The organism is Bradyrhizobium diazoefficiens USDA 110, from assembly GCF_000011365.1.
GTDB classification, from domain to species: Bacteria; Pseudomonadota; Alphaproteobacteria; order Rhizobiales; family Xanthobacteraceae; genus Bradyrhizobium; species Bradyrhizobium diazoefficiens.
In genome coordinates this window covers 6,120,649-6,136,808 of the sequence record NC_004463.1, presented here as the reverse complement: position 1 = coordinate 6,136,808, position 16,160 = coordinate 6,120,649, and the positions used below count along the sequence as shown (strand labels likewise).

The window sequence follows — 16,160 nt, the reverse complement described above, 5'->3', positions numbered from 1 at the left end:
TTGTTCAGACAAGCCCCTTGCCGGCGTCCGAGCCCTTGGCCGCCTGCCGCTTGTTCAGCACGTGGATGGTGCCGAGCGCAAGCGTGATCACCGTGAACGAGACGGCGGAGATCACGGTGCCGAGCGCGTAGATGTCGGGGTTCGTCACGGTGGTGGTGAGGCCCTGGAGATCGAGCGGCAGAGTGTTCACCGCCCCGATCGCCTGGCTGGAGCGCGCGAGCTCGTCCCAGGACAGCGTGAAGCCGAACAGGCCAATGCCGATCACGGAGGGCAGGATGATCGGCAGCACGACATGACGGAACGCCTGCCACGGCGTCGCACCGAGATCGCGCGCTGCTTCCTCGAGCCTGGGGTCGAAGCGGTTGAAGATCGCGAACATGATGAGAAGCCCGAACGGCAGCGTCCAGGTCAGATGCGCGCCGAGCCCGGAGGTGAGCAGGCCCATCGAGGTCTCGAAATTCTCGTTCCAATGCGCCTTGATCAGATCGTCGATGATGCGGAATTCAAGCGAGATGCCGAGCGAGGTGATGATCGAGGGAACGATGAGGCTCGCGATCGCCGAGTAGAACAGGATGCTTTGCGCCTTGAACCTGCGGCGGAAGGCCATACCGGCTGCAACGGACAGCACGACGGTGACGATCATCACGATGAGACCGAGCAGCAGTGAGCGGCGGAAAGCCGCGCCGAGATCGACGATGCCGGTGCCCTGGAATAATTTCGCGATCCAGAAGGTCGACACCCCGTTCATCGGGAAGGTGAGGCCGCCCTGCGGCCCCTGGAACGACAGCACGTAGATCGCGATCATCGGGCCGTAGAGAAACAGCACATAGGCCGCGAAGAAGATCGCGAGCACGTAGAAAGAGCGCGGGCGTCCTTCCTTCATGCTCAGAGCTCCTTCTTGATGTCGACGATGCGCGACATCATGGTGATGATCAGGAAGGTGATCGCGAGCAGGATGACGGCGTTGGCCGCTGCCGCGGGGAACTGCAGCGCGTTCACCCGCGTCTCGATGATCTTCCCGGCCGCCGCAATCTGCTGGCCGCCCATCACGCCGATGGTGATGAAATCGCCCATCACGATGGTGATGACGAAGATCGAGCCGATCACGATGCCGGGCTTGGCGAGCGGAATGACGACGTTCACGAGCGTCTGGAAGCCGGTGGCGCCGGCGTCATAGGCGGCCTCGATCAGCGACTTGTCGATGCGCACCATCGAATTGAAGATCGGAACCACCATGAAGAAGGTGAAGAGGTGCACCAGTGCCAGCACGACCGAGAACTCGGAGAACAACAGCCATTCCAGCGGCTGGTTGATGAGACCTGTCTTGACGAGGCCGGAATTGACGAGGCCGTTGCGGCCGAGCAGCGGAATCCACGCGATCATGCGGATCACGTTGGAGGTCCAGAACGGGATCGTGCAGAGCAGCGACAATCCCATCTGCCAGGTCTTGGACTTGATGTGGAAGGCGAGGAAATAGGCGACCCAGAAGCCGATGAACAGCGTGATCGCCCAGACCAGGAAGCACAGCTTCAGTGTCATCAGATAGGTCTTGCCGATCGTGCAGAGATCGGGGAGCTGCGCGATGCAGCCTTCGAACGTGTCGGTGTAGCCGCGGCCCGAGAAGGCCGGCAGCAGCTGGTATTCGTTGTAGTCCCAGAACGAGACGATGACGACGAATACCAGCGGGATCAGGAAGAAGGCGAGGAACACCAGCATCATCGGCCCGGCCTGGAGCCAGGAGATGAAGGACGGCGACAGGCGCGTCGGCTTTGCGGCGCGCGCTGTGCCCGACCCCGGGATCAATCCCGGGGACGCCTGTTGCAGGATGTCCTCTGACGTGTCCATCAAATTACGCCGCGATGAACTCGTTCCACTTGCGGACCATGTAGTCGTTCTCGTCCATCACCGCGTTCCAGCAAGCGACGCCGCCCATGCGGTCCTCGTAGGAGCCGCCGTCGCGCACCGCGCCGGCTTTCTCCAGCAGCGAGCCGTCGGGCGCCTTGATGTCCTTCTCGGCCGGCTTGCCTTCCATCCAGTAGGCCCACTCGTAGGGCTCCATATGCGCCTTCGCGGTGGAGAGCACGGCGGAGTAGTAGCCCTGGCGGTTGAGATAGGCGCCGGCATAGCCGGACAGGAACCAGTTCACGAACTCGTAGGCCCATTCGAGCTTCGCACCCGACACGCCCTTGGAGACGCAGAAGCCCGAGGCCCAGGAGCGATAGCCCTCCTTGAGCGGCTGGAAGGTGCAGGGGATGCCCATCGAGCGCACCTTCGTGACTGCCGGCGACCACATTGACTGGATCACGGTTTCACCCGAGGCCATCAAATTGACGCTCTCGTTGAAGTCCTTCCAGAAGGCGCGGAACTGACCGGCCTTCTTGGCCTCGGTCATCACCTTCATGGTGAGATCGATCTCTTCCTTGGTCATGTTGCCCTTGTCGGCATATTTGTACTTGCCGGTGGCTTCGACGACCATCGCGGCGTCCATGATGCCGATCGAGGGGATGTTGAGGATCGACGCCTTGCCTTTGAATTCGGGATTGAGCAGCTCGGACCAGGAGCTGATCGGCCGCTTGATCAGGTCGGGACGGATGCCGAGCGTGTCGGCGTTGTAGACGGTGGGGATCAGCGTGACGAACTCGGTCGCCGAGGTGGCGAACTTCTTGGAGTCCTTGCCTTCGAGATAGAGCACCTTCCAGGGCGCGGTGCCCTGGTTGCCGATCTTCTTGCCGCCGGGCGTCTGGCCCTTGGTGAAGACCGGCGTGATGTTGTCGAACTCCTTGATCTTCCTGGCGTCGAGGGCAAGGATGTTGCCGGACGGCACCAGCTTCTTCAGCGAGAAATATTCGGTGTCCAGCACGTCGAAGGAGTTCGGCTGGGTCATTACGCGCTTGGTGACGTCGTCGGTGGTCGCGGTGATGTATTCGATCTTGATGCCGGTGTCTTTCAGGCACTGCTTGGAGATGTCGTCACCCTCGTTCACGGCGGTGCCGAGATAGCGCAGCACTTTCGCATCGGCCGACTTCACATAGGGAAAGCCGGTGATGGCGCCGGAGCCGGCGGCAAGGCCGGCGAGACCCGCGGTGCCCTTGAGCAGCGTGCGGCGGCTGACGCCCTTTGTCCTGGTGGTCTCGGTCATATCAGTCACTCCTCTGTTGCGCATTCCAGTGATCGATCGGCGCTATTGCAGGCGCTGCGCCTTGGCGGGATCCCAGGTGGCCAGCACGCGATCGCCCGGTCGGAACGGGTGAACGTCGAAGGCAGCCTCGGGGAGGTGGGAGAACAGGGCGGTGCCGTCGTCGAGCGTGAGCGAGACGGCGATGTAGGAGCCCTGGTACTCGGTCTGGGTCAGCAGCGCCGGCGCGCCGTACGCACCGTCGGCGAACGGCACGATGCCGAGCTGATCGGCGCGCACGGCGATGAGTCTGCCGGCGTCGCTGAGGACGTTGTGGCCGCCGATGAAGCGCGCCACGAATTCGGTGCGGGGATGGTGGAAGATGTCGCGGGCGGTGCCCTGCTGCTCGATCTTGCCGTGGTTCATCACCACGATGTGGTCGGCGAGCGCCATCGCCTCTTCCTGGCCGTGGGTGACCTGAATGAAGCTGATGCCGAGCTCGCGCTGCAGCCGCTTCAGCTCGCCGCGCATCTTCACCCGCAGGAACGGATCGAGCGCGGAGAGCGGCTCGTCGAGCAACAGGATCTGCGGCTCGGTGATCAGTGCGCGGGCGAGCGCGACACGCTGCTGCTGGCCGCCGGAGAGTTGCGCCGGCAGCCGGGCCGCATAGGGGGTCATGGCCACCAGCTCGAGCAGTTCGCCGGCACGCTTGTGCCGCGTCGCCCGGTCGATCCCGCGCATTTTCAGGGCGAATGCCACGTTGTCGAGCACGGTCAGATGCGGAAACAGCGCGTAGGACTGGAACATCATCGCGGTGCCGCGCTTGGCGGGCTCGAGATCGGTGACGTTCTGCGCACCAAGGATGATGTCGCCCTCGCTGACTGCCTCATGGCCCGCGATCATGCGCAGGGTCGAGGTCTTGCCGCAGCCGGAGGGGCCGAGCAGGCAGCAATAGGTGCCGGCCGGGATCTTGAGGTTGACGTCGTCGACCGCCAGCGTCGTGTCGTAGCGCTTGGTGACGGCGACCAGTTCGAGAGCGGCAGGAGTGGCCATGGCGTGTCCGCTGGGAGGGCGATGCTCCGGCTTCTCCGCAAGGTCCGTGCCAACCGCCCGGAGACTGCCGAATTCCAAAACTGTGCAGTGGAGTCAGGTCGTTAGATCGAATCCGGCGCAGCGGCGCGGCTCGCCGGGTAGGCAGTAATATGCACACAAAATGTGCTCGGATTGTATAAAGTTTCGCCTGTGATTGGATACAGCTGGTCGACTACCATGCGGGGCCGAACGTTGCCGATCGAGCCCTCAAACCCAAGCCCCTCGAACCGATGGCCGCCAAGACCCGCCAGAAATCCGATGCGCCAGACGCGAGCGATCGCGTCAGCCGGATCAGGGAGGGCGTGACCGCGGCGATCCTCGAGCATCGTCTGCTGCCGGGCACGAAGCTCGGCGAGGACGAGATCGGCGAGATCTACGGCGCGAGCCGCACGCTGGTCCGCACCGCGCTCCAGCAGCTCGCGCATGAGGGCATCGTCAACATCGAGAAGAACCGCGGCGCCTTCGTCGCGCGCCCGACGCCCGCCGACGCGCGCGAAGTGTTCGAGGCGCGCCGCCTGATCGAGCCCACCATCGTCGACCACGCGTGTGAGGCGGCGTCGCCGGCATGGCTCGAGCGCCTCGGCCGACATCTCACTGAAGAGCGCGAGGCGGAACTGCGCGGTGACGCGCGCGCCTCGGTCCGCCTCTCCGGCGAATTTCACAAGCTCGTCGCCGAGATGAGTGGCCACAGCATCTATCTCGGCTTCCTCAAGGAGCTGATCGCGCGCTCCTCGCTGATCATCCTGCTCTATCGCCGCCACGACACGCCGGCCTGCGGCACCGATCACCACGCCGGGATCGTCGCGGCGATCCGCAAGCGCGACAAGCAGGCTGCCCGCGCGCAGATGCTGTCGCATCTGAACGAGATCGAAGCCGAGCTGTTCCTGAAGGATCCCGCCGCCGACGAGACGCGGCTCGCGGATGTGCTGGGCACCTAAGCGAGCCGCACGGTCTTCTATGGCAGCGAAGATCCTTCGTTTCGCCTGACGATCTTCAGCACGAGCAAACCAGCGCCAAGCACCAGGAAGAGGACGCCGACGAATGTCGTGCCGCTGGATTCAAAGGTCACGCCGACCGCGGTCAGCAGGCATCCGATGATGATTGCGAAGAGTCCGCCGAGCTTCTTGACCAGCAGGACGTGTCCGTCACTCGTTTGTGTCACCATGTTACGCCTCGTCATTTGAGATGCTGCAAAATCCCCTCTGCCAAAAATCCCCCTGCCAAGTGCCCGCAGTCGCGTAGATCGGGCAGGATCGTACTCCTGAGCGAAGACGTTGCAATCTGTCGTTGATCACGCGCCTGGTCGGATATTCGCGTTTTGATTTGAGTTCGACGCATGTGCGGCAGTCGCGCTTACCCATTGTCTGTAGAGCCTAACGCCGGGCAGGTCGCTCATCGCGTCGTATGGCTGATTTGCATAATCTCCTGTGGTTGCAAATTGACTCGATGCGGTTTGCGGGCATCAATCCGCAGATAACATCGCACACCGCGCGGCTGGCTGATTTTCGCTCCGGCAACTTGCGGCCAGAACTGCGCAGCGGCGTATCTGCGTGGAGATTGGATATGCGGGATTTGACCACGCCGGCCGGACTCTTCAGAGTCGCCGCACTGCTCATGTCGGTTGGAACGAGCCTCTGTCTCTCGTCGCAAACGCGGGCCCAACAGGACTCCGCCGTTCTGTTCCGCAACGTCCGGATATTCGACGGAAAGAGCGGTGCGCTCTCCGCCGCGTCCAATGTTCTCGTCAGGAACACGAAGATCGAGAAGATATCGACCGCGAACATCACGGCTGACGCCCAGGCAATCGACGGCGGCGGCCGGGTGCTGATGCCGGGGCTGATCGACGCGCATTGGCACGCGATGCTGGTCCGTCCGACGCCGGCCGCGGCCCTCGGCGACGTCGGCTACAACAATCTGCTCGCCGCGAGCGAGGCGACCGCGACGCTGATGCGCGGCTTCACCACGGTGCGCGACATGGGCGGGCCCAGTTTCGGCCTCAAGCGGGCGATCGACGAGGACCTCGTCGCCGGTCCGCGCATCTATCCCTCCGGTGCCATCATCACCATCACCAGCGGCCATGGCGACTTCCGGCAGCTCTCCGATCTGCCGCGAACCATCGGCGGCATGCTCAGCCGCATGGAGCAGGTCGGCGGCAGCATGGTCGCCGACAGTCCCGACGAGGTGCGTGTTCGCGCGCGCGAGCAGCTCATGCAGGGCGCCTCGCAGGTCAAGCTCACGGCGGGCGGCGGCGTCGCGTCGCCCTTCAGTCCGCTCGACGTCTCCACCTTCACCGAGCCCGAGCTGCGGGCGGCGGTCGAGGCCGCCGACAATTGGGGCACCTATGTCGCCACGCACGCCTATACGCCGGTCGCGATCCAGCGCTCGATCGCAGCCGGCGTGAGATGCATCGAGCATGGTCACCTCATGGACGAGGCGAGTGCCAAGCTGATAGCGGAGAAGGGGATCTGGCTCAGCACCCAGCCGTTCCTGGATATGTCCATGGCTGCCGCGCTCGGACCTGCGGAGCAGGACAAGATGCGGCAGGTGGTCACCGGCACCGACCGCGTCTATGCGCTGGCGAAAAAGTACGGCATCAAGACCGCGTTCGGCACCGACGTCCTGTTCTCGAAGGCATTGGCGGACAGACAGGGCTCAATGCTGGCCGCGCTCACGCGCTGGTACACGCCGGCCGAAGCGCTGGCCATGGCGACGTCGGCCAATGCCGAATTGCTGGGCCTGTCGGGTCCGCGAAATCCCTATCCCGGCAAGCTCGGCGTGGTCGAGGAGGGCGCGCTCGCCGATCTCCTGCTGGTCGACGGCAATCCGCTCGACAACATCACCCTCGTTGAAGATCCCGCGAAGAATTTCGTCGTGATCATGAAGGGCGGCAAGGTCTACAAGAATATCGTTCCGCGCTGAAAACTGTTTCCCAAAAAAGTTGCGGCCAGCCATTGGGGGATGGCTGGCCGCGCGCGAACCGGTCTGGGACGGGGAGGGGTGGGGATGTGACCGGGTCGCGTAACTCGCTTGTTCCTGACTGCTAGTCCCTGGCGCTGGCGGTGGAGACCGCCGGCCGGGTATCGCCGAGCGAGACCCAGACATTGGGATCGCTCTGCGACTGGCGCTTGACGAAGCGGTAGCCGGTCTCCGTCCAGGCAACGACGTTCTCGTTCTGGTTGTCGAGAACGAACTCGCCCTTGTCGGTCTTCACCGTCAGCACCGCGTGCCCTTCGCCCTTCTTGTCGCGCACGACGGTGATGAGCAGCGCCTCGCGAGGCCAGCCGGCATCCATCAGCATCTTGCGCTTCAACAGCACGTAGTCTTCACAGTCGCCGTAACCGTCCGATGGCAGCGACCACTTCTCGATCACGCCCCAGTGCTCCTGGTCGGTCAAAGGCTTGACGGTCTCGTTGACCCAGCGATTGACCTTGACGAGGTCGCGCCATGCGGTCTGCGACATCACGATGTCGCGCGGTTGCGTCGACCCGCCCTGGCACTGAGCGGCATTGTCGGCACAGAACTCGACCCAGCCGATCGGCGCACGCGTGGTGTCGCCAAGGCTCGCGTAGAGCAGACGGTTCTCACCGGCCTGCACCGTCGCGCTGATTCCGAAGAGCATGGCGGCGATCGCCAGCCTCTTCCCCTGTCCCCTGAAATCAAACATTGCGGCCCCCGTTTCTTGTTGGGACCACATTTCGCACGGAGCTTTTGCGTTGCCGCTAAGTCAGCCAAGTCAAGTCGAGACGAATGCAAGTAAAATGAGCGGCGAATTCGATCTATACTTGAATCGAATTCGAATAAAATTTGAAATGACTGCAATTGATTCAAGTTTTATCGATTAACGCGGAAACGCTGGCGGAACGGCCGTTCCGAGGCGCAAACAGGTCCCGCGTTAACCCGCACAGACCCGTCCCCGCGCAAGAAAAAGGCGGCGTCCGCATCGCGGAGGCCGCCTTTGAGGCTGGAAAATCAGTGGTTTTGGCGCGCTTTCGCTTTACCGCGCGGTAACGCTCTCTTCGAGTGTCTCGATCGGCTGCTCGTGCATGAACTCCAGCGCGAAGCCGTCTTCGAGGTTCCGGACCACGCGGCCCTGGACCCGGCCGAGCAGCACGATCGATTTCAGTGGCGGGCGGTTCTCGGCGGCGATGGCCGCGCCCGACAGCGACAGGTCGATAATGCGGCAGGTCATCTTGGTGCCGTCCTCGAGCGTCAGCACCGCGATCGGGTTGCGCGGCACGATACGGTCGTGGCGGCGATCCTCCGGCAGGTTGAGGATGTCGCGGTTGGCGAGCCAGGTGAGCTGGGCGGCGAGCTTGTCGCGCTTCCTGGGCGTCGCCCCGATCGTCATGGCGAAGCCATTGTCGATGATACGGGTGATCTTGCCCTCGACGCGGCCGATATGGTCGAGATAGGCGACCACGCGGTCGCCGACATTGCCGATGCCGGGGGCGAGCAAAGCGAGGCCGCCCGGCGACATGTTGATCACCTGGCAAGGGAATTCCCGGCGGTCCGGCAGCATGTAGCGGCCGAGCAGGTGCACCTTGACCCGCTGGAAACGCCGACGTTCCTCGGCGGCCGGAAGAAATTTTTTGTTCGCCAACGCCATTTTCACAACCCGACCCCCCGCCTGGCGGAGTCCGGGACGACCCTAAGGTGCATAGGGTTAATGCCGCGTTAGGATCGGGTGCAGCGATGTTGGACGCACGCAATACGCGCGAAAAGCCTCATCAGGGGCGGGCAGGCCGGCCACCGTCAGCGCGACCGGGGTCGAGGGCGGCCGGTCAGGCCTGCCTTGCCCCCCGCCGATACAGCCAAAGCAGCAGCGCCAGCAGCACCGCGGCCGAGAGGCCGAGCGACCAGTGAATGCCGATCGCCGCGCCGAACAGCCCGACGGTGATGCCGCTGAAGGCCCGCATCCCGAGCCCGGCCATATTATAAAGGCCGACGACGCGGCCGCGGATGTCGGGCGGCGCGTTCAGCTGCACCAGCGCCTGCGCCATGGTGTTGAAGGACAGTTCGAAGAACCCCGCAAAGAACAGCAGCACGATCGCGATGGGATAGATCCGCACCGCGGCGAAGCCGAGCAGCGCGGCGCTCCACAGCATCGCCAGCAGGATCGCGGTGCGCGGCGTGCCCTTCAGCCGCCCCCAGGATTCCAGCGCGATGCCGGCGAGCAGCGCGCCGGCGGCGTCGGCCGCGAGCAGCACGCTGTAGGACACGCCGGGATCGCCATGGCCGAGATCGCCGGCAAAGCCCGGCATCTGGGCGTGATAGGCGTTGCCGATCATGAAGGAGGTGAGGCCGGCGAGCCACGTCATCGCCGTCAACACCGGCTGGGTGCCGATGGCGCGCATCGTCAGCACGATGTCGGCGAGACCGCGCACGGCGAAGCGCCGTACCGCGACGCTCTTGTCGCGGACCGGCGCCCAGAACAGCCAGATCAGCATCGGCAGGTAGAACAGCGTGTTGAAGATAATGCCGTGCGAGGTGCCGAGCGTCAGCATGATGACGCCGCCGACCGCCGGGCCCACCAAAATGCCAAGATAGCGCGCCATCGCGTTCAGCCGCACCGCGCTCGGCAGATCGGCGGGGCCGACGAGGTCGTAGAGCAGCAGCTGGTTCGGCGTCTGCCACAACACGCCGGCGCAGCCGTGGATCACCAGCAGCAGCATCGCGTGCCACATCTGGATGGTGTCGGTGATGAAGAAGAAGCCCCAGCCGCTCGATGCCACGATGAACAGCAGCATACCGCACTGGATGATGCGGCGCGGATCGAACCGGTCGGCGAGCCCGCCGACGGCGACGGAGAACAGCAGGAACGGCAGCCAGTGCGACAGCACGGCAAAGCCCCCCAGCGTCGGCGAATGGAATTTCTGGAACACCACCCAGTAGCTGATCACGTGCTCGATATTGTCGGCCATCATCGCCAGCACGTAGGCGATGAACTGGAGACGATAAGGCACGGACTTCATCGCCGCGAACGAGCCGGACGCGACCACGGGATTTTGGGGAAGGGGGTTCAAGGGGCACCTGGGTGGGACTTAAGTCGTCCCTACACGGTCGGCGCCGACCGCTCAAGACACTTGGGTGTGCTTGGAGATCAGCCATGCACCGCTGCCACAAGCACCACCGTCATCCTTCGAGGTTTCTCCTTGCGACGCAGACGCGTCGCAAGGCTCGCAGCTCAGGATGACGGTTGAGCTTGTGGCAGGCAGGCGCTGTAGCCCGGATGGAGCGCGGCGAAATCCGGGACCGCTGCTCCCGCGTGTCGCTTTGCTCATGCGGGCTGCGAGACTCGCGCTTGGCACGACTGCGCATCTCACATACGCTTCGCCTCAGCCCGCGCCAATCAATCATAACAGACGGGCATCGAGGACACACCATGGAGCACATCCGCGTCTGCACTCACGCAGGACCGGGCTCGGAGCCTGTGATCCGCACCGTGCCGTGGCCGAAGGTCGGCCGCAAGGCTGCGCTGATCAAGATCGGCGCCTGCGGGGTCTGCGGCACCGACCTGCACATCCTCAAGGGACACTGGCCGAAGCCGCTGCCCTGGCCGTTCACGCTGGGACATGAGCTCGGCGGAATCATCGTCGAATGCGGCGACGAGTTCACCGAGGACTTCATGAGCAAGCCGCTGACCGTCGGCTCGAAAGTGATGATCCCGCCGCTGATGCCGTGCGGCCGCTGCTATTACTGCATCCATTATCCGCAGACCGCCAACAAGTGCCTGACGCCGGTCTATTACGGCCGCTATCTCGGCTTCGACAAGGCGCCGCACATGTGGGGCGGCTGGGCCGAATATGTCTATGTCGACCTCGACATGCTGCCGGGCACCAAGATCTACAAGCTGCCCGACGACATGTCGTTGCGGCTGGGCGCGCTGTCGGAGCCGCTGACTTCCTGCATCCGCGCCTTCAACCGCGCCAGCCGTGCCGGCGGTTTTTCCTGGGGCGACACTGTGGTGATCCAGGGCTCCGGCCCGATCGGCATTCTCGCAGTCGCGGCCGCAAAAGAGATGGGGGCAGGGCGGGTGATCTGCGTCGGCGCGCCGGAGGAGCCGCGGCTCAAGCTCGCGCGCGAGTTCGGCGCGGAGGCGACGGTGAATATCGACGAGCTGAAGTCACCGCAAGAGCGCATCGCGCGTGTGCGCGAGATCGTCGGCGGCTTCGGCGCCGATCTGGTGATGGACTGCTCGGGCCATCCGACCGCCGGCCCCGAAGGCATCGAGATGCTGCGCGACGGCGGCACCTATGTCGAGATGGGCCAGTTCACCGATGCCGGCTCGATCGAGACCTCATGGCATCGCATCTGCACCAAGGACCTCAACGTGCTCGGCTCCTGGGGCTTTACCGGCAACGACCTGCCGCTCGGCGTGGACATGCTCTACCGCACGGCGGGCAAATACCCCTGGCTGAAGATGCAGACGATTTACCCGTTCACGGAAGAGGGCGTCGCGCAGGCGGTGAGGGATGCGATGGCGATGAAGACGGTGAAGTCGACGATCGTGCCGTGGCCGGAACTGGTGGAGTGAAGATCTGTAGCTCGGATGAGCGAAGCGATATCCCGGGCCCTGGCGGGGATTTCCTGCTTCCGCGACCCAGACGGCAATCTATTGGAGGCTACGCGGAGATCTGAGCAGGAGCGATGCCCCAAAAGTTCCATCCGATATCCCCGAACTATCCACGCAGAGGTGAAACTTAGGCCCAAGTTCCGACTTTCACTTCGCGGGAGAGGTGCCGTGAAGCAAATCCTGAAGCCTGTCACTTACATCCTGGCTGCGATCTACTTCCTGGTGGATGCGGTCTTCATGGCCGTGGCGAGGCCGATTGGGCGCTGGATCGGGCGGCATTTCGAATTCAGGCGATTGCGCGCCTGGATCAAATCGTTGCCGCCTTATCCGTCGCTCGCCTTGTTCTCCGTGCCCGTCGTTCTTCTGGAGCCGGTCAAGCCGGTTGCTGCGTACCTCGCCGCAACCGGTCAGGTCCTGAGCGGTGCCGTGACTTTCATTGTCGGCGAATTGCTCAAGCTGGTGCTGGTCGAGCGCCTGTTTCATCTCACGCGCGACAAGCTGATGCGAATTCCCGCTTTTGCCTGGACGTACGGAAAATACGCCGCGGCGAAGGCGTGGCTGCAGGCGACCGAAGCCTGGCGCGCCATCCGAGCCCTGTCCCGCGCGGCCAAGAACACTGTTGCGCGCGCAAGAGCCAAGCTGGTTGGCAGCTTCAGCAAACTGGCGACCTCCAGGGATTAGGGCCGCGCCAGGCGCGTTGCCCGCTATGCCAACTTGCGCGCCGCGGCGGTTGCCTTGTCGCCCGTGTTCGGCGTGCCGGTCGGCTCGATCAGCATCAGGTGAACCTCCTCGCGCGCCACCGGGCGATGCTCGACACCTTTGGGCACGACGTAGAGCTCGCCCGGGCCGAGCGTCACCGTGCGATCCCGCAATTCGATGTCCAGATTGCCTTTCAGGACCAGAAAGAAATCGTCGGTGTCGTCGTGCTTGTGCCAGGTGAATTCGCCCTTCACCTTCACCACCATCACGTCGCATTCGTTGAACGTCGTGATCGTGCGCGGAGACCAATAATCCCCAAAGGTCGCGAGCTTGTCGGCAAGCGATATGCTGTCGGTCATGTTTCACCCGTTGCTCTCTCGTGAGGCACGATTTGGGATCGAGTGGCGGGCGCGACAAGACTTGCATCCGTCAATCGCGTGATCCTGGCTGGCGAGATCCAAGGGGCGCCGGCTAAGTCGGCGGGGCGCCGCTCCCCGTATCGATCTCGCTTTCCTTCACCACCGCCGCACCCACCACCTTCGTGCCCTCCAGCTCCCGCACGATCCGCTCATCGGGCCCCACGACACCGAGATCGAATTCGCGATCCGGCGTGACGAGGATCATGCGCTGGCCGACGATCACGACCACCGTCATGTTGCTGGTCTCGCCTTCGACGGCCCATGCGCGGATGTCGTCGGCGTAGGGCTGCTTGCGCCAGGCGTCGGGAAAGCCCGGGTCGGATCGGACTTCGATACCGTCCTCGGACGTGGTCAGGACCAGCTTCGACCGGCTCGGCTTCCAGCGCTCGTCGAGGAGATCGTTGACCAGCCACAGGCAGGCGAAGTTCTCGCATTCGGTCGGACGCTCGGCGTAGATCGCGCAGCCGCGGCCGGGCTTGCAATGCCGGCACCAGGCATTCGCGGGCTTGGCCAGCGCCTCGATGGCCATCACCTTGCAGCAGAGCGTGCAATCGCCGCAGGTGCGTTTGATGGAAGAGATCATGCGCGCATTCCCGGCACGTCCAATCGCGCACAATTTAAGCGAGGCGGCCGCGAAAATCAGCCGCTTTGGAGCAAAAGCTCACTATATGCAGCAAAACGGACCGGAAACGCTGCATGTAGTAGGTCGGACCGCCGGTAAGCTTATTCGCGATGTCGCCAAAGCCATGCGTCATAGGCATGGTGATTTGCCCGCGCTTGGCGTAAAGAGCGTCCAAATCAAATCACCACGCGTGCGGCCGGACCATTTGCCGAGCACGCAGCTTCAGGTCGCGCGGCTCGACGTTCCGCGCCTGGACCAACCAAGGTTTATCCCGTGTCATTCCCGACCATGAGTCCGCCGCTCGCCCGAGCTTTGGCCGAGCGCAACTACGACCGTCCGACCCCCGTTCAGCTCGCCGTGCTCACCGAGGAGGCCGCAGGCCGCGACCTCCTGGTCTCGGCCCAGACCGGCTCCGGCAAGACCCTCGCTTACGGACTGGCCCTGGCCAAGGATCTGCTTGATGGCATCGAGCGGTTCGAGCGGGCGGGCGCGCCGCTCGCCCTGATCGTGGCGCCGACCCGCGAGCTTGCCTTGCAGGTTCAGCGCGAACTGGCCTGGCTGTACGAGCATGCTGACGGGCGCGTCGTCTCCTGTGTCGGCGGCATGGATCCGCGGCGCGAGCAGCGCGAGCTGGCCGCTGGCGCGCACATCGTCGTCGGCACGCCGGGCCGGCTGTGCGATCATTTGCGCCGCGGCCGTCTCGACATCTCCGAATTGAAGGCCGTCGTCCTCGACGAGGCCGACGAGATGCTCAATCTCGGCTTTCGCGAGGACATGGAGTTCATCCTCGAGACCACGCCGGAGACGCGCCGCACCCTGTTGTTCTCGGCGACCTTTCCGCGCGGCATCGTCGCGCTGGCCAAGCAATATCAGCAGCAGGCGTTCCGGATCGAGGTCGCGGGCGACGAAGGCGGTCACGCCGATATCGAGTATCGCGCGATCCGGATCGCTCCCGCCGATGTCGAGCACGCGGTGGTCAACGTGCTGCGCTTCTTCGAGGCGCCGAGCGCCCTGGTGTTCTGCAGCACGCGCGATGCCGTCCGGCATTTGCAGGCGGCACTGCTGGAGCGCGGCTTCTCCGTCGTCGCGCTATCGGGCGAATTGACGCAGAACGAGCGGACCCTGGCGCTCCAGTCGCTTAGGGACGGGCGTGCCCGCGTCTGCGTAGCAACCGACGTCGCCGCCCGCGGCATCGACCTGCCGAGCCTCGACCTCGTCATTCAGGCCGATCTGCCCAACGACGCCGAAGTCATGCAGCATCGCTCGGGCCGTACCGGCCGTGCGGGGCGAAAGGGCACGAGTGTCCTGCTGGTGCCGCCCGCACGGCGGCGGCGTGCGGAGCTGCTGCTCAATCTCTCAGGCATCGACGCGGTCTGGGGAACGGCACCCCAGGCGGACGAGATCCGCAAGCTCGATCACGAGCGCATGAAGGACGTGCTGTTCACCGAGGAGACGACCGCCGACGATCTGGTGCTGGCGCAGGCGCTATTGGCCGAACGGTCGCCCGAGGATATCGCCGCGGCGCTGGCGCGGCTCTATCGCGCGCGGCTGCCGTCGCCCGAAGACATCATCGATCCCGGCGAGCGGGCTGGCCGGCCGCGTGACGATCGCGGTCGCGACAATGTCCGGGCCCAGGGCGGCGATGATCGCCCCGAAAGAGCCCGCCCCAAATCGGGGAAATCGTCGTCGAAGCACGGCATGGCGGAGGGCAGCGTCTGGTTCCGGGCCAACATCGGACGAAGAAAGAATGCGGAAGCACGCTGGCTGTTGCCGATGATTTGCCGTCGTGGCGGCATCGACAAGGGCGACATCGGCGCCATCAAGATCATGGACACGACGACCGAGTTCGAAATTTCCGAGCGGGTCGCGGACTCCTTCGCTGCCAAGATCAAGCGTCCGGACAAGGAAGACAATATCCGCCTCGAACCGATGGCGGATGCGCCGCAGCGGCAAGCGCCTTCGGAAGAGCGGTCAAAGCCGCCTCGGCGCGAGAGCGGCGACAGTGATCATCGTGAACGTCGCGACGATCGCCCGCGCGAGGCGGGATTCAAGCCGCGCAGCAAGGCTTTCGGCGAGCGCGGGCCGAAATTCGACGATGCTTCTGCTTTCGGGAAGAAAAAGAAGCATAAGAACAAGCCCGGCCACGCCGGACAGCCGCCTGCGGTCACTGCGTGGCCTGTGAAGGGCGCGCCCGGAAAGAAGGCAAAGAAGAAGCATCGGGGCTGAAGTACCCCGCGTGTCCTGGCCGGAACGAATGAACGCCGCTGGCACGAACCAGCGGCGTTCCCGCAAGATCGGGTGGGCTTAGCGGCCGCCGCCGCCACCACCGCCGCCGCCTCCGCCACCACCACCGCCGCCGGCATCACGCATAGCCGAATTGTAGCGAGGGTCGGTCTGCTTCATGTAGATCGGCGAGGTATCGTGAGTGAGGCGAACGACGCGCCGTCCGGCCTGCTGCTGCGGCACTTCGACAAAGCCGGCGCAGCCCTCGAAGAAGGCCGTGTCGCAGCCATAGGTCCGCAACTGCACCGCGTTGGCGCTGGTCGCCGTGAACGCGGTCGCCGCAACGCATGCAATGAAAGCAACTTTCGACAATGAGAGTCTCATGAAATTCTCCAGCCTCGGGTCGGCGAGACCGGA

General features: G+C 64.2%; 17 protein-coding genes. 6 read left to right on the top strand and 11 right to left on the bottom strand.

Annotation, left to right across the window (positions count from 1 at the left end):
* Window positions 1-4: 4 nt before the first annotated feature.
* From BJA_RS28200 to BJA_RS28185, 4 genes are read right to left on the bottom strand one after another with little or no spacing between them, the layout of a single operon-like run.
* Window positions 5-883 (bottom strand): ABC transporter permease, encoded by an 879-nt coding sequence (locus BJA_RS28200; RefSeq protein WP_011088324.1) that lies wholly within the window; start codon window positions 881-883, stop codon window positions 5-7.
* A gap of 2 nt (window positions 884-885) precedes the next feature.
* Window positions 886-1,845, bottom strand: coding sequence for an ABC transporter permease (locus BJA_RS28195; protein ID WP_011088323.1), 960 nt, complete (start codon window positions 1,843-1,845; stop codon window positions 886-888).
* A gap of 4 nt (window positions 1,846-1,849) precedes the next feature.
* A complete protein-coding gene (locus BJA_RS28190; RefSeq protein WP_028175401.1) occupies window positions 1,850-3,139 on the bottom strand; it encodes an ABC transporter substrate-binding protein in 1,290 nt (429 codons plus the stop codon).
* A 42-nt stretch (window positions 3,140-3,181) separates the two neighbouring features.
* Entirely contained in the window at window positions 3,182-4,168 is a 987-nt protein-coding gene (locus BJA_RS28185) for an ABC transporter ATP-binding protein (protein ID WP_011088321.1), read from the bottom strand.
* 269 nt (window positions 4,169-4,437) lie between these two features.
* Between BJA_RS28185 and BJA_RS28180 the strand changes: the two genes are divergently transcribed.
* Window positions 4,438-5,145, top strand: coding sequence for a GntR family transcriptional regulator (locus BJA_RS28180; protein ID WP_011088320.1), 708 nt, complete (start codon window positions 4,438-4,440; stop codon window positions 5,143-5,145).
* 17 nt (window positions 5,146-5,162) lie between these two features.
* Here the strand turns inward: BJA_RS28180 and BJA_RS28175 are convergent, their stop codons facing one another.
* The gene (locus tag BJA_RS28175) at window positions 5,163-5,372 is read right to left on the bottom strand and encodes a hypothetical protein (RefSeq protein WP_028175399.1); all 210 of its coding nucleotides are present in this window, start codon (window positions 5,370-5,372) and stop codon (window positions 5,163-5,165) included.
* 449 nt (window positions 5,373-5,821) lie between these two features.
* Between BJA_RS28175 and BJA_RS28170 the strand changes: the two genes are divergently transcribed.
* Entirely contained in the window at window positions 5,822-7,126 is a 1,305-nt protein-coding gene (locus BJA_RS28170) for a metal-dependent hydrolase family protein (protein WP_370163654.1), read from the top strand.
* 121 nt (window positions 7,127-7,247) lie between these two features.
* On the opposite strand, the gene BJA_RS28165 is transcribed toward BJA_RS28170, so the two are convergent.
* The 3 genes from BJA_RS28165 to BJA_RS28155 all read right to left on the bottom strand — a co-directional run bounded on the left by BJA_RS28165 (window position 7,248) and on the right by BJA_RS28155 (window position 10,230).
* A complete protein-coding gene (locus tag BJA_RS28165; RefSeq protein ID WP_038967896.1) occupies window positions 7,248-7,871 on the bottom strand; it encodes a transglutaminase-like cysteine peptidase in 624 nt (207 codons plus the stop codon).
* 330 nt (window positions 7,872-8,201) lie between these two features.
* Window positions 8,202-8,813 (bottom strand): PilZ domain-containing protein, encoded by a 612-nt coding sequence (locus tag BJA_RS28160; protein ID WP_028176079.1) that lies wholly within the window; start codon window positions 8,811-8,813, stop codon window positions 8,202-8,204.
* Between the two features lie 175 nt (window positions 8,814-8,988).
* Window positions 8,989-10,230, bottom strand: coding sequence for an MFS transporter (locus tag BJA_RS28155; RefSeq protein WP_236842086.1), 1,242 nt, complete (start codon window positions 10,228-10,230; stop codon window positions 8,989-8,991).
* Window positions 10,231-10,589: 359 nt separating this feature from the next.
* On the opposite strand from BJA_RS28155, the gene BJA_RS28150 reads away from it, so the two are divergent.
* Complete coding sequence (locus tag BJA_RS28150) at window positions 10,590-11,741, top strand: zinc-binding dehydrogenase (RefSeq protein ID WP_038967895.1); 1,152 nt, start codon at window positions 10,590-10,592, stop codon at window positions 11,739-11,741.
* A 207-nt stretch (window positions 11,742-11,948) separates the two neighbouring features.
* The gene (locus tag BJA_RS28145; RefSeq protein WP_028175839.1) at window positions 11,949-12,461 is read left to right on the top strand and encodes a hypothetical protein; all 513 of its coding nucleotides are present in this window, start codon (window positions 11,949-11,951) and stop codon (window positions 12,459-12,461) included.
* Window positions 12,462-12,484: 23 nt separating this feature from the next.
* Here BJA_RS28145 and BJA_RS28140 read toward each other — a convergent pair whose 3' ends face one another.
* Both BJA_RS28140 and BJA_RS28135 read right to left on the bottom strand, forming a co-directional pair.
* A complete protein-coding gene (locus tag BJA_RS28140; RefSeq protein ID WP_011088312.1) occupies window positions 12,485-12,838 on the bottom strand; it encodes a cupin domain-containing protein in 354 nt (117 codons plus the stop codon).
* Between the two features lie 112 nt (window positions 12,839-12,950).
* Window positions 12,951-13,481, bottom strand: coding sequence for a hypothetical protein (locus tag BJA_RS28135; RefSeq protein ID WP_011088311.1), 531 nt, complete (start codon window positions 13,479-13,481; stop codon window positions 12,951-12,953).
* On the opposite strand from BJA_RS28135, the gene BJA_RS28130 reads away from it, so the two are divergent.
* Window positions 13,468-13,812 (top strand): hypothetical protein, encoded by a 345-nt coding sequence (locus BJA_RS28130; protein WP_133415025.1) that lies wholly within the window; start codon window positions 13,468-13,470, stop codon window positions 13,810-13,812. The two genes, BJA_RS28135 and BJA_RS28130, sit on opposite strands and share 14 nt — an antisense overlap.
* Complete coding sequence (locus BJA_RS28125; RefSeq protein ID WP_051000404.1) at window positions 13,809-15,746, top strand: DEAD/DEAH box helicase; 1,938 nt, start codon at window positions 13,809-13,811, stop codon at window positions 15,744-15,746. The genes BJA_RS28130 and BJA_RS28125 overlap by 4 nt, the downstream gene beginning before the upstream one ends.
* Window positions 15,747-15,824: 78 nt before the next feature.
* On the opposite strand, the gene BJA_RS28120 is transcribed toward BJA_RS28125, so the two are convergent.
* Window positions 15,825-16,127, bottom strand: a complete 303-nt coding sequence (locus BJA_RS28120) for a hypothetical protein (RefSeq protein ID WP_038967893.1) — start codon at window positions 16,125-16,127, stop codon at window positions 15,825-15,827.
* Window positions 16,128-16,160 lie beyond the last annotated feature (33 nt).

What these genes read in the sequence shown, in the direction of transcription:
- BJA_RS28200 (WP_011088324.1), bottom strand. Translation starts at nt 883, where the DNA reads ATGAAGGAAGGACGCCCGCGCTCTTTCTACGTGCTCGCGATCTTCTTC.
- BJA_RS28195 (WP_011088323.1), bottom strand. Translation starts at nt 1,845, where the DNA reads ATGGACACGTCAGAGGACATCCTGCAACAGGCGTCCCCGGGATTGATC.
- BJA_RS28190 (WP_028175401.1), bottom strand. Translation starts at nt 3,139, where the DNA reads ATGACCGAGACCACCAGGACAAAGGGCGTCAGCCGCCGCACGCTGCTC.
- BJA_RS28185 (WP_011088321.1), bottom strand. Translation starts at nt 4,168, where the DNA reads ATGGCCACTCCTGCCGCTCTCGAACTGGTCGCCGTCACCAAGCGCTAC.
- BJA_RS28180 (WP_011088320.1), top strand. Translation starts at nt 4,438, where the DNA reads ATGGCCGCCAAGACCCGCCAGAAATCCGATGCGCCAGACGCGAGCGAT.
- BJA_RS28175 (WP_028175399.1), bottom strand. Translation starts at nt 5,372, where the DNA reads ATGGTGACACAAACGAGTGACGGACACGTCCTGCTGGTCAAGAAGCTC.
- BJA_RS28170 (WP_370163654.1), top strand. Translation starts at nt 5,822, where the DNA reads ATGTCGGTTGGAACGAGCCTCTGTCTCTCGTCGCAAACGCGGGCCCAA.
- BJA_RS28165 (WP_038967896.1), bottom strand. Translation starts at nt 7,871, where the DNA reads ATGTTTGATTTCAGGGGACAGGGGAAGAGGCTGGCGATCGCCGCCATG.
- BJA_RS28160 (WP_028176079.1), bottom strand. Translation starts at nt 8,813, where the DNA reads ATGGCGTTGGCGAACAAAAAATTTCTTCCGGCCGCCGAGGAACGTCGG.
- BJA_RS28150 (WP_038967895.1), top strand. Translation starts at nt 10,590, where the DNA reads ATGGAGCACATCCGCGTCTGCACTCACGCAGGACCGGGCTCGGAGCCT.
- BJA_RS28140 (WP_011088312.1), bottom strand. Translation starts at nt 12,838, where the DNA reads ATGACCGACAGCATATCGCTTGCCGACAAGCTCGCGACCTTTGGGGAT.
- BJA_RS28130 (WP_133415025.1), top strand. Translation starts at nt 13,468, where the DNA reads ATGGAAGAGATCATGCGCGCATTCCCGGCACGTCCAATCGCGCACAAT.
- BJA_RS28135 (WP_011088311.1), bottom strand. Translation starts at nt 13,481, where the DNA reads ATGATCTCTTCCATCAAACGCACCTGCGGCGATTGCACGCTCTGCTGC.
- BJA_RS28125 (WP_051000404.1), top strand. Translation starts at nt 13,809, where the DNA reads ATGAGTCCGCCGCTCGCCCGAGCTTTGGCCGAGCGCAACTACGACCGT.
- BJA_RS28120 (WP_038967893.1), bottom strand. Translation starts at nt 16,127, where the DNA reads ATGAGACTCTCATTGTCGAAAGTTGCTTTCATTGCATGCGTTGCGGCG.